The sequence below is a fragment of the Phyllobacterium sp. 21LDTY02-6 genome, assembly GCF_023554255.2.
Classification (GTDB): Bacteria; Pseudomonadota; Alphaproteobacteria; order Rhizobiales; family Rhizobiaceae; genus Phyllobacterium.
Window position 1 is genome coordinate 47,717 of the sequence record NZ_JAMJWD020000003.1, and the last position, 13,246, is coordinate 60,962.

Here is a 13,246-nt window from a genome sequence, read left to right on the forward strand (position 1 = left end):
TCATTCGTGCTGCGCGAGTCTCTCAGGCTTCCGACAGAGGGGCAAGGAACCGACCGCCAATTTCGGCGGAGGTCTTTGCACGACTCTGGAGTTTAAATGGGCACCGACGAAAATCTGAAATCCCTGCCTTTGGACGATCTGCACAAAGCCGCCGGTGCGCGCTTTGGCGGGTTTGCCGGCTGGAACATGCCGATCACCTATCCGCTCGGGGTGATGAAGGAACATCTGCACACGCGCGAAAAGGCCGGCCTGTTCGATATTTCGCACATGCAGCTGTTCGAGCTGTCGGGCCGCGAGGCCGCAGCCCTGCTTTCGCATGCCTGCCCGCTGGATGCCGCGGCGCTGCAACAGGGCCAGTCCAAATATACCTTCTTCCTCAACGAGCAGGCCGGCATTCTCGACGATCTCATCGTGACGCGCCTCGGTACCGCCGGTGCGGATGGTACGGCCGGGGGAGATAGCGGCGGCGACCGCTACATGGTCGTTGCCAATGCCGGCAATGCCGCCGCCGACGAGGCGCATCTGCGCCATATCGCATCCGGGTTCGATTGCCGCGTCGAGGCGCTGCCGCGCGTCTTCCTGGCCATACAGGGGCCGCAGGCCGCCGATATCCTGCGCATGGCCGGGCTTTCCGGCACCGAGCTTGCCTTCATGAATGGTTTCGAGCCGAAGCCCGGCTGGTTCATGAGCCGGTCCGGCTATACGGGCGAGGATGGATTCGAGATCGGCCTTCCCGCCGGGGAGGCGCGCGAGCTGGTGGCTGCGCTCCTCGCCGACGAGCGGCTGGCCTGGATCGGGCTTGCGGCGCGCGACAGCCTGCGGCTCGAAGCCGGGCTCTGCCTGCACGGGCATGACATCACGCCGGACCATGATCCCGTCGAGGCGGCGCTCACCTGGGCCATCGGCAAGCCGGTCCGCGAGAAGGGCGGCTTCATCGGCGCCGAGGCGCTACGGGCGAAGCTCGCCGCCGGCACGGTTCGCAAGCGGGTCGGCCTCAAGCCGGACGGGCGCCAGCCCGTGCGCGGCGAGACGGTTCTCATCGATGCCGACGGCAATGAAATCGGCCTCGTCACTTCCGGTGGCTTCGGCCCCTCGGCCGGGCATCCGGTCGCCATGGGCTATGTGGCGCGCGCCGCGATCGACGGCAACCTGCCGATCTTTGCCGAACTGCGGGGCAATCGCATCCCGGTTCACATCCACCCGCTTCCATTTACACCACATCGCTACCACAAAGGATAAAGTCAGATGGCGACTACCTATTTTACCGAAGATCATGAATGGATCCGCGTCGAGGGCGGCGTTGCCACGGTCGGCATCACCGACCATGCGCAGGACCAGCTCGGCGATCTGGTTTTCGTCCAGTTGCCGGATGTCGGCCAGAAGCTGGCCAAGGGCGATGCGGCGGTCGTCGTCGAATCGGTCAAGGCCGCTTCCGACGTCTATGCGCCGATCGATGGCGAGGTGACGGAAGTCAACGAGGCCACCGCGAGCGACCCGGCGCTGGTGAATTCCGCTGCAAGCTCGGATGGCTGGCTGTGGAAGATGAAGCTCGCGGACGAGAGCCAGCTGGCCAATCTCCTCGACGAGGCAGGCTACAAGGCAATCATCGGCTAGTGTGGTCGAATTGAAATACGCCTGACTATGGCGACAGGGCCGGAGCGTATTTCAATTCCGAAAACCACACTAGAAACATAAAGTTGCTAGTGACCTTATCGAATCTGAAGTTCATCTGACGCTGCTGCAATAATGGAGTGAACTTCAGATTCGGGTCACTAGATCGCACCGCGCAAGCACGATCCGGCTTGTTATTCTGGCACCGTCCGGTTTCGGGATCGGGTGCCGTCACAAAGGTTCAAACATGACTTCAAACATGACAACCATATTTCCCTTCACGGAACGTCATATCGGCCCCAGCCTGCAAGGTTCGCGGGCGATGCTGGCCGCGCTCGGCATTCCTTCGCTGGACACGCTGATCGCGCAGGCCGTGCCGAAATCCATCCGCCTCGAACAGAAGCTGGCGCTGCCGGAGGCCGTCGACGAGGCCGCGGCGCTCGGCGAGCTGGCGGCAAAGATGGGCCGCAACAGGACGTTCAAGAGCTTCATCGGCCAGGGCTATCACGGCACGCATGTGCCGGCGGTGATCCAGCGCAATCTGTTCGAGAACCCGGCCTGGTACACGGCCTATACGCCGTACCAGTCGGAAATCAGCCAGGGCCGGCTGGAGCTGCTGTTCCACTTCCAGACATTGGTGACCGAACTGACCGGGCTTCCCGTCGCCTCCGCCTCGCTGCTCGACGAGGCGACAGCCGTCGCCGAGGCCGTGGGCATCGCCTATCGCCATCACCGCGAGAAGCGCAGCCATATCGCGCTTGCCGGCGCGGTGCATCCGCAGATCCTCGACGTGGTGCGTACCCGCGCCGAGCCGCTGGGGCTGACCGTCGACGAGCAAGCCATCGGCGCGGAGACGGCCGCCGTCATCGTGCCATGGCCGGACAGTTTCGGCGTCTATGGCGAACATGGCGCGACGATCGAGGCGGCGAAGGCTGCCGGCGCGCTCGTCATCGCGGTTGCGGACCCGCTGGCGCTGACCATCACGGCGACGCCGGCCTCGCTCGGCGCCGATATCGCCGCCGGCTCGATGCAGCGCTTCGGCGTGCCGATCGGCTATGGCGGCCCGCATGCCGCCTATCTCGCCGTTGCCGAAAACCTCACCCGGCTCATTCCCGGGCGGCTGGTCGGCCAGTCGGTCGACAGCAAGGGAAGGCCCGGCTACCGGCTGGCGCTGCAAACGCGCGAACAGCATATCAGGCGCGACAAGGCGACCTCCAATATCTGCACCGCGCAGGCGCTGCTGGCCAATATGGCGGTATCCTATGCCATCTGGCACGGGCCGCAGGGCCTGCGCGCCATCGCTACCCGCATCCATGCGCAGGCGGCGCGCCTCGCCTCCGGGCTTGAAGCCGCGGGGCTGAAGCTTGCCGGCCGCCAGTTCTTCGACACGCTGACGGTCAGCGTTCCGGGCCGCGCCGACGCCATCGCCGCCGAGGCCGAGAAGGGCGAGCGCCTGCTGCGCCGCATCGATGCCGACCGGCTGGGCATCACGCTCGACGAGACGACGACCGACGCGGATATCGAGGCGCTGGCGGCGCTGTTCGGCGCGCGCCTCTCCAACGATCCCGGCTCGCAGCTGCCTTCCTCGCGGCCGGCCGAAGGTTTCATGACCCAGGCGGTGTTCCACCAGCAGCGGTCGGAAACCGAGATGATGCGCTTCCTGCGCCGCCTTGCCGACAAGGATCTGGCGCTGGACCGGGCGATGATCCCGCTCGGTTCGTGCACGATGAAGCTGAACGCCGCGGCCGAGATGCTGCCGGTCAGCTGGCAGAGCGTCGCCAACGTCCATCCTTTTGCCCCGGCGGAGCATGCGCTCGGCTACAGGGCGATGACCGACGATCTCGAGAACTGGCTGGCGGAGATCACCGGCTTCGATGCCGTCTCGCTGCAGCCCAATGCCGGCAGCCAGGGCGAATATGCCGGCCTGCTGGCCATCCGCCGCTATCATCTCGACCGCGGCGATGCGCATCGCGACGTCTGCCTCATTCCCGAATCGGCCCATGGCACCAATCCCGCCAGCGCGCATATGGCCGGCATGCGGGTGGTGGTCGTCGCCTGCGAGGAAGAGGGCGATATCGACCTCGACGACCTGAAGGCCAAGGCGGCGCAGCACGGCGCCAATCTGGCGGCGCTGATGATCACCTATCCGTCGACCCATGGCGTCTTCGAGGAGGGCGTCAAGGATATCTGCGCCATCGTCCACGACCATGGCGGACAGGTCTATTTCGACGGCGCCAATTTGAATGCGCTTGTCGGGCTGGCGCGGCCGGGCGATATCGGCGCCGACGTCTGCCATATGAACCTGCACAAGACCTTCTGCATTCCCCATGGCGGCGGCGGTCCGGGCGTCGGGCCCATCGGCGTCAAGTCGCACCTCGCGCCGTTCCTGCCCGGGCATGTGGCGTCGGGTTCGGGCTTTGCCGTTTCGGCGGCGCCCTATGGCAGCGCGTCGATCCTGCCGATCACCTGGATGTATATCCGCATGATGGGCGGCGCCGGCCTGAAGCGCGCGACGGAGATGGCGATCCTCAACGCCAACTACATCGCCCAGCGGCTTCAGGAGGTCTATCCGGTGCTGTTCAAGGGTCGCAATGGCCGCGTCGCCCATGAATGTATCCTCGACACGCGCGTGCTCAAGGAGAGGGCAGGGGTGTCGGTCGAGGACATCGCCAAGCGGCTCATCGATTACGGCTTCCACGCGCCGACCATGTCCTGGCCGATCGCCGGGACGCTGATGGTCGAGCCGACGGAATCGGAATCGAAGCGCGAGATCGACCGCTTCTGCGACGCCATGATCGCCATCGCCGCCGAGGCGGAAAAAGTGGCGAAGGGGGAATGGCCGCGCGAGGACAATCCGCTGGTCAACGCGCCGCATCCGGCGGAGGACGTGCTGGCCGACGACTGGTCGCATCCCTATAGCCGCGCGGTCGCCAGCATGCCGGCCGGCATCGCCGAGGACGGAGCCAAATACTGGCCGCCGGTTTCGCGCGTCGACAATGTCGCCGGCGACCGCAACCTGGTGTGCTCATGCCCGCCGATGGCAGCCTATAGTTGAGCAAGGGTCGGATATCGGGGTTAATTGAACGCTCGTTCAATTAACTGGCAGGGAAACGCCGGAAAAAACGGCGTTTCCGGCACCTTTTCGGCACCTATCCGGTGGGCATCTGGCCCGAACTGGCACATGGATGGTCGATTCCGGCACGGATTTCGCGACCGCAATTGAAATCTTGCGGCCGGTGAAGCCGCCATGCTAGCGTCGCGCCATCCTGTCCAGCAGCTTTCCAGAACAGCGAGTTTTCACACATGCCACCAATCAATCTCGCCATTGTCGGCGTCGGCAAGATCGTCCGCGACCAGCATTTGCCGTCGATCGCGCGAGGCTCGGATTTCCGCCTCGTCGCCACCGCCAGCCGGCATGGCACGGTCGAAGGCGTCGACGCCTACAAGACCATAGACGAGATGCTGGAGGCGGCCGATGTCGCGGCGGTGTCGCTGTGCATGCCGCCGCAATACCGCTACGAGGCGGCGCGCAAGGCGCTGTCGGCGCGCAAGCATGTCTTCCTCGAAAAGCCGCCCGGCGCCACGCTGTCGGAGGTCGCCGACCTCGATGCAATGGCCCGCGACAAGGGCGTTTCGCTCTTTGCCAGCTGGCATTCGCGCTATGCGCCGGCGGTGGAATCGGCGCGGTCGTTCCTTGCTTCCACGACGGTCCGGAGCGTCGAGATCATCTGGAAGGAGGATGTGCGCCACTGGCATCCGAACCAGGAATGGATCTGGCAGGCGGGCGGGCTCGGCGTCTTCGATCCGGGCATCAACGCGCTGTCGATCATGACCCATATCCTGCCGCGCCCGGCCTTCATCACCGCTTCGACGCTGGAGTTTCCGGAGAATCGCGATGCGCCGATCGCCGCCGAACTGCAGCTTGAGGACGCCGAGGGACGGCCGATCCGCGCCGTGTTCGACTGGCGCCAGACCGGCCGGCAGACCTGGGACATACTGGCCGAAACCGATGCCGGGCAGATGGTTCTTTCCGAGGGCGGATCGAAATTGTCGGTCGGCGGCGAGCTGCGTTCCGTCGAGCCGGAACAGGAGTATTTTTCGCTCTACAGCCGCTTCGCCGCGCTCATCGCAGCCGGCAGATCCGACGTCGATATCGCGCCGCTGCGCCATGTCGCCGATGCTTTCCTGCTCGGCAAGCGCAAGCTGGTGGAGCCCTTCCACGACTGACCGGCCTGGCTGAGGCACGGCGCCACAAGGCTGCCGGGAGGGAGTTGCTGTCAGCCGGACGCGTTCATTTGCCCGGCGACGATCCGGTCGATGGCATCGCTGCTCTCGGCCAGGCCGCGGACGACACCGGCCCTGTCGGCTTCGCTGCGGTTCTGGCTGAGCTTGCGCTTGCCCTTGAGCGTCCTGATCGTCATCTTGACGCCGACAATGCCGCGAAGCTGGGCCTGCACGAATTTGGCCGGCGCGTCGTCAACGCGCCATGGCCGCTCGCGGCGGCCTTCATGCAGTTCGGTCAGCCGGGTGACGATGGCATGAAGCCGGTCCGGCTCGTCGAAGAATTCGGCCGGTCCCGAAACCTGCACCGATGAATAATTCCAGGTTGGAACCACCTTGCCATGCTCGGCCTTCGATGCGTACCAGGAGGGCGTGATATAGGCGTCCGGCCCGGAAAACACCGCCAGCGCATCGCCGAGGCACGGCGTCTGCCATTGCGGATTGGGCCGCGCCAGATGTCCGTAAAGCACGCCGGACTCGCCTTCGGAAAGGTCGAGAAACATGGGAAGCGGCGTGCACAGCGGACCAGCTTCCGTTGCCGTGATGAACTGGGCGAGTTTGAACTCGTCGATCATCGCATGGATGGCGTCACGGTCGAGTTCGGCGAAGGATGGCGGCGTATACAAGGTCGTTCCAGTCCCGTTGAGGTCGAAAGCCGGATTTTACGGGCCGAGCACGGCATGTGGCAATGCGAGACTTGTCCCGGTAACATTCCAGGCCGAAGCCGGAACGGCCGGACCCCGCGCCAAGAGTAAGTTCCATAACGAACCTTATGCGACTTTGATGCCCGACGGGGGCACATTCTATTTTCAAATGCGACATGTACAAAACCCTCTTTGTTTTCAGGAGGATGGAATGCCCCGCAATTTTACGCAGTTGACGATTGACGAACGCCGGATTGTTTCGCAGATGCTGCAAGCGAAGGTAGGCCTGGCGGCCGAGAAGCTGGCCGAGAAGGTCTCCGCCCTGCCCGGCGACGCGCATCTGCGCCTGTCAGGATGACATTTCTACTTTGCAGTAACAGGGCATTCTAACTTTGTGCTTACACATGTTAGGCATTACATATTGATAACAATAATATTATTAAATAACGATAGATCAGATAGTTAAGCAGATAGTGGCGGGTAGATTTATTATTGCTAGCGACAGATGTGGATTGATAATATTACATCTCTACGGAACGCCAAGAATGCTGTTGGTTGCGCAATCCAACCATATTCAAGAGCTAAATCATATCATCGATGGTGAGGCACTATTCAACTATAGCTGCCAATATTGGTGCGAACGTTAAGACAAAAATATTGATTATGGAGAAACGGGGGCTTGCAAGCATAATGACTATGTTATTTTATGTGTATCGCAAAGCGCACTTATGTTCTTATCCGTTTCATGAGTATCTCCGGTTAATCATACTTCCCAACGCAGTGCGCGACTTATTAGTGAGGAGGCACATTATTCCAATGCTTGCGCAATTGTTGGCTGGGTCTTTGGTCGGCAGAATCGCACGCGGTTCTGATCTCGGCGTAAACCGGAATGCCCTCCTCGCCTGAGCCGTGGGAGGTGTTGCGGGTGGTCAGTTGATTGGTGCGCGTTTCTGAACAGGCTTCTGGATCGAACGCTGCGCCCTGCCCTATCTCGCCTGGTCCGCATCCCAGGTCCGGCCTTTGTACCTGACGCCGATGACAAGGCCTTCGGCCATAGGCGCAGCCATCAAGACTAAAACCGTGATCCTGTCAGAACTTTTCCCCAATCGGAGTATCCCATGACGACCCTGAAACTCAGATATTTATTGCTTGCACTTGTTCCGCTGGCGGTTGCCGGTTGCATTACCGCAGAGGAAGAAGATCAGAATAATTGCTCGTCCTATGGGTTCCGGCCAGGTACGGACGCCTTTGCCAACTGCATGATGCAACAGGGCTTGCGTCACGACGACGAAAGGCGGCGCTATATGGACGTGCTGGAAGAGCGGCGCGAGCGTAAACATGAGCGCAAGAAAGAACGGCGGCGCCGTGAACAGAGTCAAATCGACACGCGGCCGCAGTTTGACAGGGACGGCAATCCGAACTTCGACACGCAAGGCAATTACACCGGCTGCCATGGCATGGGCTGTGAGGTCGATAATCCCGACGACGGTTAGTTCGACATCACTATTGTTGGCTCTGATGGCGTAGACGGGATGGGTTGCCCGTCTGCTTCACGCCATCAACCGGCAACAATCGCCCTCAACAAATCGCATCGAGCAGAATCAGCGGCGCATCAGGTGTCGTATGCGTCGTCCTATTTCGGCAAGGCGTAGGCGATGATGTAATCGCCGCGATCCGGCGACTGGCGCGCGCCGCCCGCCGAGATGACGACGAACTGGCGGCCGCTTTCGGGAGAAACATAGGTCATCGGCGTCGCTTGCGCGCCGACCGGCAGGCGACCCTTCCAGAGTTCCTCGCCGGTGGCCACATCGATGGCGCGCAGATAGTAGTCCTGCGTGCCGGCATAGAAGATGAGGCCACCCGCCGTGGTGACCGGTCCGCCAAGCGACGGCATGCCGATCGGAATTTGCAGACCGGTCTTCATGCCGAGCGGGCCGGTGTCCTGCAGCGTGCCCGCCGGCACCTGCCAGACGAGCTGGCGCGATTTCAGGTCAATGGCGCTGATCGTGCCATAGGGCGGCTGATGGCAGGGGACATCGAGTGGCGACATGAAGCCGTTCTTGAGCGCGCCGTAGGGCGTGCCGAGCTGTGTTCCCAGGCCGTCATGCGCTGCCGAAGGCCCATAATTGTCGGCGACGGCACGCGGCAGCAATTCCACGAATTGCGGCATGCGGATGTCGTTGACGATCAGGTAGCCATTGGCTTCGTCGATCGAGGCGCTGCCCCAATTCATGCCGCCATAATAGCCGGGAAATTGCAGCGAGCGCGTGGTGCGCGTGACCGAGATCGAGCGCATCCTGGCGGTGCTGCGCGCCGAATTGATGAGCGACTTCGGCGATGCCGAACTGAAAGCTGCGATGGCCCTGCTCGGCCGGCTGGAGACGAAGCTGGCCGGATCGGAAGCCGGTGAATAGCGCCTCGCACCAGCGGCTTCACTACTCACGACCTGTGAAAAAATCGTTCTGACGGCGCGTACTTTCGCGCTTTTCCAGGCTCCAGTTGACGCGGGTGGTGCCGGGTTCCGAGCCATTGATCCGGGCAATAATCGCCGCGGCCGTCGCTTTGCCGATCTGCTCGCGGTCTGGACGAATTGTCGTCAGTGAAGGGGTCAGATACCGGGCAGCCTCGTTATCGCCAAAAGCGATCAAGCCAACATCATTCGGCACCTGCTTGCCAAGCGTCTTGAGTGCGCGGAGGACCCCGAAGCCAACAACGTCGCTATTGCACACGATACCATCGATGTCCGGGTGCTGCTCCATGAGTTCGATCGCCAAGCGTTCGCCGAGAACAGGGCTGCCGCCCTGTTGCGCCGTATGCGTGACAAGTTCTGGAAGGCCGGCTGCGGCTGCGGCTGCCTTGACACCTTTCAGGCGCTTCTGGGCGCGCAGGTCGTTTTCTCGGACGCTGCCAAGAAAGGCTAGCCGCCGATAGCCTTCCGCGATCAGGTGCTCGGCTTGAGCCGCACCGACCTGTGCATGATCGAAACCAACGGCCGTATCGATAACAGGGCCGCTTGTATCCCACATCTCGATGATCGGGATTCCCGACGCCATGAGCAACTCGGCGACTTTCGGCGGATGATCCACGCCGATGATCGCCACCGCGGCAGGGCGCCAGCTGAGAATGGATCGGACAAGCCGCAGTTCCTGATCGGCATCGTAGCGAGTGTTCGCCAGCATGACTTGAAGATCGTGTTCAAGAAGGCACGATTGCAATGTGTCGATGATGCTTGCGAATTCAGAGTAGTACAGCGACGTCACTACCACGCCGACAATGTCCGAGCGTGTCCCGGAAAGTCCGCCCGCGAGACGGTTCGGCACGTAGTTCAACTCGTCCATCGCAGCATTGATGCGGCTGCGAAGCTCGGTCCGGACTGTGTTGGGGGCCCTCAAGGCGCGCGAAACCGTGTTGACGGAAACACCGACCCGTTCTGCGATTGACGCGAGTGTAGGTATGTTCTTCCTGTCTTTGAATGAGCTGCGCATCTTTATTCCAAAAGCACCGAACCTGTTTGAGTGATCGTTGCGTTAACGTTCACTTTGTGCCATCGTTTTGGAGAAGAGGCAAGTAGAGACGGGTTCTACTCACCTGACAAAATAGATGGAGCCGAACAATCGGCATGCGGAGCAATAGGATGGTCGAAAGGCCGAACATCATTCTGATCATGACGGACCAGCAACGCTACGACTCGATCGCGGCGCTCGGATTCCCTTATGCCGTCACGCCGAATATCGATGCCTTGATCGAAAAAGGCGTGGCATTGACTAATTGTCATATTACGGCGCCGAGCTGCGTTCCGTCGCGTGCGAGCCTCTTTACCGGCTATTACCCCCATACGACGGGTGTTCTGGCAAACGGCCAGGGATGGCAGCGAACCTGGGTCGAGCAGCTGCGCGATGCGGGCTATCGCTGCGTCAACGTCGGCAAGATGCATACCATCCCCTACAATTCAGACTCGGGTTTCCACGAGCGTTACGTCGTGGAAAACAAGGATCGCTACATGGAGGGCCGCTGGTATTTTGACGAGTGGGACAAGGCGCTTGCCGCCAATGGCCTTGTCAAGCAGCAGCGCGAACATTACCGCAAGCTCGACGACTATCGCGAGCGGCTGGGTTGTTTCGACTGGGAATTGCCCGAGGAACTGCATTCCGATGCCTTCGTCGGCAACATGGCGAAGTGGTGGGTAGAGACCTATCCGGCCACCGAGCCACTGTTCCTGCAGGTCGGCTTCCCCGGACCCCATCCGCCATTCGATCCGCCAGCGCGCTATACCGAGCCCTATCTCAAGCGCAACGACCTGCCGCTGCCCAACCCGTCAAAGGAAGAACTGGATTCGCTGCACCAGGAGCTGAAGGACAAGCGCCAACACGATGTCGAGGTCGATCACGACTCCGTCGTCTGGAACCTTGATCCGAGCGCTGACCAGCTGCAACGGCTCTGGGCACACTATCTCGGCAACGTCACGCTGATCGACGAGAAAGTCGGCGAGCTCCTGGAGGCGCTCAAGGCCCGCGGTTATCTGGAAGACGCAATCGTCATCTTCACCTCGGACCATGGCGAATGTCTCGGCGAACACGGCCTGATCCAGAAATGGTCGATGTATGACATCGTCACCCGGGTTCCGACTGTCATATGGTCTACGGCGAACCGCTTCCCAGGCGGACGTTCGATCGAAGGACTGTGTCAGCTCTTCGATCTCGGTCCGACGATCCTCGAATATGCCGGCATCACGCCGCCGCCGTCTTTCGAGGCGCAGAGCCTGAAGCCGGCGCTTGAGGGCAAGGACTGGACACCGCGCGCCCATGTGTTCTGCGAGCAGATGGGCGACGTGGCAATGGCCGGAAGTGTCGAGTTCATGACCGGCGTGCGCAGCGACCGCTGGAAGCTCGTGCACTTCAAGGGTTCCGCCGACGGGCAGCTTTTCGATCTCGAGAACGATCCAAAGGAGGTGAAGAACCTTTGGAGTGATCCTGATTACGCCGGGCAGAAACGGGAACTTCTCGATGTCATGCGCGACTGGCTGATCGAGTCAAACTTCAAGACGCGCGACGTGATGGCAGGTGCGCGATGAGCCGGCCGAACGTTGGACGCCGGCGCGCATTCGCAGGGGAGGCATGAGCTTGTCCATTGTAACGACCGAAGAAAAGCCCGAAACCGTGCGGCAATCGCTGCTGTCTCATTCGTTCGGCATGCTGGCTGTCAACGCATCCGCCATCGTCATCGGCATCCTGCTCTGGGCGTTTGTCACCGCACAAGGGGTGGTGGGCCTCCCGACACCGCTGGCCGTCGCGAAGCAGGCTGTCATCCAGGCACAGAGCGGCCTTCTCCTGTCTGATGCGATTTCCAGCCTTGGCCGCGTCTTCACTGGCTTTGCGCTCGGAATCATGGTGGCGATACCCGTCGGCTTCCTGATGGGCTGGTACCGGCTTGCCCGCGGCATCATCGAGCCCTACGTGCAGTTCTTCCGGACCATTCCGCCGCTTGCCATAATTCCACTCGCAATCGTCACCATGGGCATTGACGAGACGCCGAAGATCTTTGTCATCTTCCTGGCATCCTTCCTGTCGAGTGTCGTGGCGACCTACCAAGGCGTCGTCAACGTCGACAAAACGCTGGTCAATGCCGCTCGCGTGCTTGGCGCCAACGACTTTACCATCTTTCGGCGGGTCATCGTGCCGGCATCTCTACCATACATCATGGTCGGCGTCCGCATCGGTCTCGGCTCCTCCTGGGCGACCGTTGTAGCCGCAGAACTGATTGCCGCGCAGTCCGGCCTTGGTTTTCGCATGCAGCAGGCGCAGCTTTACTATGACCTTCCGACAATCTTCGTCAGCCTCATCGCGATCGGTATCCTGGGCCTGATCATGGACCGGATCGTCCAGGCCATCGATGCGGTGCTGACCGCCTGGCAGGAAAAGCTATGAGCACCAAGATCTCGTTCCAGAACGTCACCAAGACGTTCAACATCGCCGGGCAGACCTCTTTCAACGCCCTGCAGGCGCTCAACCTCGATATTGAGGACGGCGAATTCATCACCGTCGTCGGTCCCTCCGGTTGCGGCAAGTCGACCGCGATGAATATCGCCGCAGGCCTGACCGATCCGTCCTCTGGACAGGTCCTTGTCGACAATGTGCCGGTCAAGGGACCGGGACCGGAGCGCGGCGTCATCTTCCAACAATATGCGCTGTTCCCCTGGCTGACAGTGCGCCAGAATGTCGAATTCGGCCTGCAGATCTCTAAACATCCCAAGGCGGAGCGGCGCAGGATCGCTGACCACTTCATCGCCCTTGTCGGCCTCAGCGACTTCGCGGACTCCCTGCCAAAGACCCTGTCCGGCGGCATGAAGCAGCGCTGCGCCATCGCCCGCGCATACGCGGTCAACCCGAAGATTTTGCTCATGGACGAGCCATTCGGAGCATTGGATGCCTTGACGCGCGTGCAGCTTCAGGATCAGTTGCTGGCTACCTGGAGCAAGGAACGGCGTACGGTGATGTTCATCACCCACGATGTGGACGAGGCGGTTTACCTCGCCAGCCGCGTCGTCGTCATGGCGGCCCGTCCCGGTCGGCTCCATAAGATTGTTCAGGTCGACCTGCCATATCCCCGTACGGAGGAGATGCGCCTTTCACCGGAATTTTCTGCTTTGCGCAACGAGGTCTGGCGCTCGGTCTATCACCCGGCTGCCACCTGACGTTTGCCCTGCGATCGGC

General features: G+C 61.6%; 12 protein-coding genes and 1 pseudogene. 10 read left to right on the forward strand and 3 right to left on the reverse strand.

Features of this window, described 5'->3' with window-relative positions:
* The first annotated feature begins 96 nt into the window (after positions 1-96).
* From gcvT to M8997_RS11730, 4 genes are all read left to right on the forward strand, one after another.
* On the forward strand, positions 97-1,239 hold the full coding sequence (gene gcvT / locus M8997_RS11715) for a glycine cleavage system aminomethyltransferase GcvT (RefSeq protein ID WP_250019981.1): 1,143 nt from the start codon (positions 97-99) through the stop codon (positions 1,237-1,239).
* Positions 1,240-1,245: 6 nt separating this feature from the next.
* Entirely contained in the window at positions 1,246-1,614 is a 369-nt protein-coding gene (gene gcvH / locus M8997_RS11720; protein ID WP_250019982.1) for a glycine cleavage system protein GcvH, read from the forward strand.
* 256 nt (positions 1,615-1,870) lie between these two features.
* The gene (gene gcvP, locus M8997_RS11725) at positions 1,871-4,666 is read left to right on the forward strand and encodes an aminomethyl-transferring glycine dehydrogenase (RefSeq protein WP_250019983.1); all 2,796 of its coding nucleotides are present in this window, start codon (positions 1,871-1,873) and stop codon (positions 4,664-4,666) included.
* A 248-nt stretch (positions 4,667-4,914) separates the two neighbouring features.
* The gene (locus tag M8997_RS11730) at positions 4,915-5,838 is read left to right on the forward strand and encodes a Gfo/Idh/MocA family protein (protein ID WP_250019984.1); all 924 of its coding nucleotides are present in this window, start codon (positions 4,915-4,917) and stop codon (positions 5,836-5,838) included.
* A 50-nt stretch (positions 5,839-5,888) separates the two neighbouring features.
* On the opposite strand, the gene M8997_RS11735 is transcribed toward M8997_RS11730, so the two are convergent.
* Complete coding sequence (locus M8997_RS11735; RefSeq protein ID WP_250019985.1) at positions 5,889-6,518, reverse strand: FMN-binding negative transcriptional regulator; 630 nt, start codon at positions 6,516-6,518, stop codon at positions 5,889-5,891.
* 229 nt (positions 6,519-6,747) lie between these two features.
* Here M8997_RS11735 and M8997_RS11740 point away from each other — a divergent pair, with 229 nt between their 5' ends.
* Together M8997_RS11740 and M8997_RS11745 are read left to right on the forward strand one after the other, a co-directional pair.
* Positions 6,748-6,894 carry a hypothetical protein gene (locus M8997_RS11740; RefSeq protein WP_250019986.1) on the forward strand — a complete coding sequence of 49 codons (147 nt, stop codon included), beginning with the start codon at positions 6,748-6,750 and terminating at the stop codon, positions 6,892-6,894.
* 760 nt (positions 6,895-7,654) lie between these two features.
* Positions 7,655-8,029 (forward strand): hypothetical protein, encoded by a 375-nt coding sequence (locus M8997_RS11745; RefSeq protein ID WP_250019987.1) that lies wholly within the window; start codon positions 7,655-7,657, stop codon positions 8,027-8,029.
* A gap of 140 nt (positions 8,030-8,169) precedes the next feature.
* Here the strand turns inward: M8997_RS11745 and M8997_RS11750 are convergent.
* Positions 8,170-8,808, reverse strand: a pseudogene (locus M8997_RS11750) (PQQ-binding-like beta-propeller repeat protein); the annotation flags it as partial.
* 4 nt (positions 8,809-8,812) lie between these two features.
* Between M8997_RS11750 and M8997_RS11755 the strand changes: the two are divergent.
* Positions 8,813-8,950, forward strand: a complete 138-nt coding sequence (locus tag M8997_RS11755) for a hypothetical protein (RefSeq protein WP_250019989.1) — start codon at positions 8,813-8,815, stop codon at positions 8,948-8,950.
* 21 nt (positions 8,951-8,971) lie between these two features.
* On the opposite strand, the gene M8997_RS11760 is transcribed toward M8997_RS11755, so the two are convergent.
* Positions 8,972-10,021: a LacI family DNA-binding transcriptional regulator gene (locus M8997_RS11760; protein WP_250019990.1), complete on the reverse strand. Its 1,050-nt coding sequence runs from the start codon at positions 10,019-10,021 to the stop codon at positions 8,972-8,974.
* A 149-nt stretch (positions 10,022-10,170) separates the two neighbouring features.
* Here M8997_RS11760 and M8997_RS11765 point away from each other — a divergent pair, with 149 nt between their 5' ends.
* The 3 genes from M8997_RS11765 to M8997_RS11775 all read left to right on the forward strand — a co-directional run bounded on the left by M8997_RS11765 (position 10,171) and on the right by M8997_RS11775 (position 13,227).
* Positions 10,171-11,607 carry a sulfatase gene (locus M8997_RS11765; RefSeq protein WP_250019991.1) on the forward strand — a complete coding sequence of 479 codons (1,437 nt, stop codon included), beginning with the start codon at positions 10,171-10,173 and terminating at the stop codon, positions 11,605-11,607.
* A gap of 118 nt (positions 11,608-11,725) precedes the next feature.
* Positions 11,726-12,460 carry an ABC transporter permease gene (locus M8997_RS11770; protein ID WP_250020030.1) on the forward strand — a complete coding sequence of 245 codons (735 nt, stop codon included), beginning with the start codon at positions 11,726-11,728 and terminating at the stop codon, positions 12,458-12,460.
* A complete protein-coding gene (locus M8997_RS11775; protein WP_250019992.1) occupies positions 12,457-13,227 on the forward strand; it encodes an ABC transporter ATP-binding protein in 771 nt (256 codons plus the stop codon). Before M8997_RS11770 ends, M8997_RS11775 begins: the two co-directional genes overlap by 4 nt.
* Positions 13,228-13,246: the final 19 nt, after the last annotated feature.

Bases quoted from the DNA above. Each gene is read 5' to 3' on its own strand.
- M8997_RS11765 (WP_250019991.1), top strand. From the start codon at position 10,171: ATGGTCGAAAGGCCGAACATCATTCTGATCATGACGGACCAGCAACGC.
- M8997_RS11770 (WP_250020030.1), top strand. From the start codon at position 11,726: ATGCTGGCTGTCAACGCATCCGCCATCGTCATCGGCATCCTGCTCTGG.
- M8997_RS11745 (WP_250019987.1), top strand. From the start codon at position 7,655: ATGACGACCCTGAAACTCAGATATTTATTGCTTGCACTTGTTCCGCTG.
- gcvP (WP_250019983.1), top strand. From the start codon at position 1,871: ATGACAACCATATTTCCCTTCACGGAACGTCATATCGGCCCCAGCCTG.
- M8997_RS11740 (WP_250019986.1), top strand. From the start codon at position 6,748: ATGCCCCGCAATTTTACGCAGTTGACGATTGACGAACGCCGGATTGTT.
- gcvH (WP_250019982.1), top strand. From the start codon at position 1,246: ATGGCGACTACCTATTTTACCGAAGATCATGAATGGATCCGCGTCGAG.
- M8997_RS11730 (WP_250019984.1), top strand. From the start codon at position 4,915: ATGCCACCAATCAATCTCGCCATTGTCGGCGTCGGCAAGATCGTCCGC.
- M8997_RS11775 (WP_250019992.1), top strand. From the start codon at position 12,457: ATGAGCACCAAGATCTCGTTCCAGAACGTCACCAAGACGTTCAACATC.
- gcvT (WP_250019981.1), top strand. From the start codon at position 97: ATGGGCACCGACGAAAATCTGAAATCCCTGCCTTTGGACGATCTGCAC.
- M8997_RS11760 (WP_250019990.1), bottom strand. From the start codon at position 10,021: ATGCGCAGCTCATTCAAAGACAGGAAGAACATACCTACACTCGCGTCA.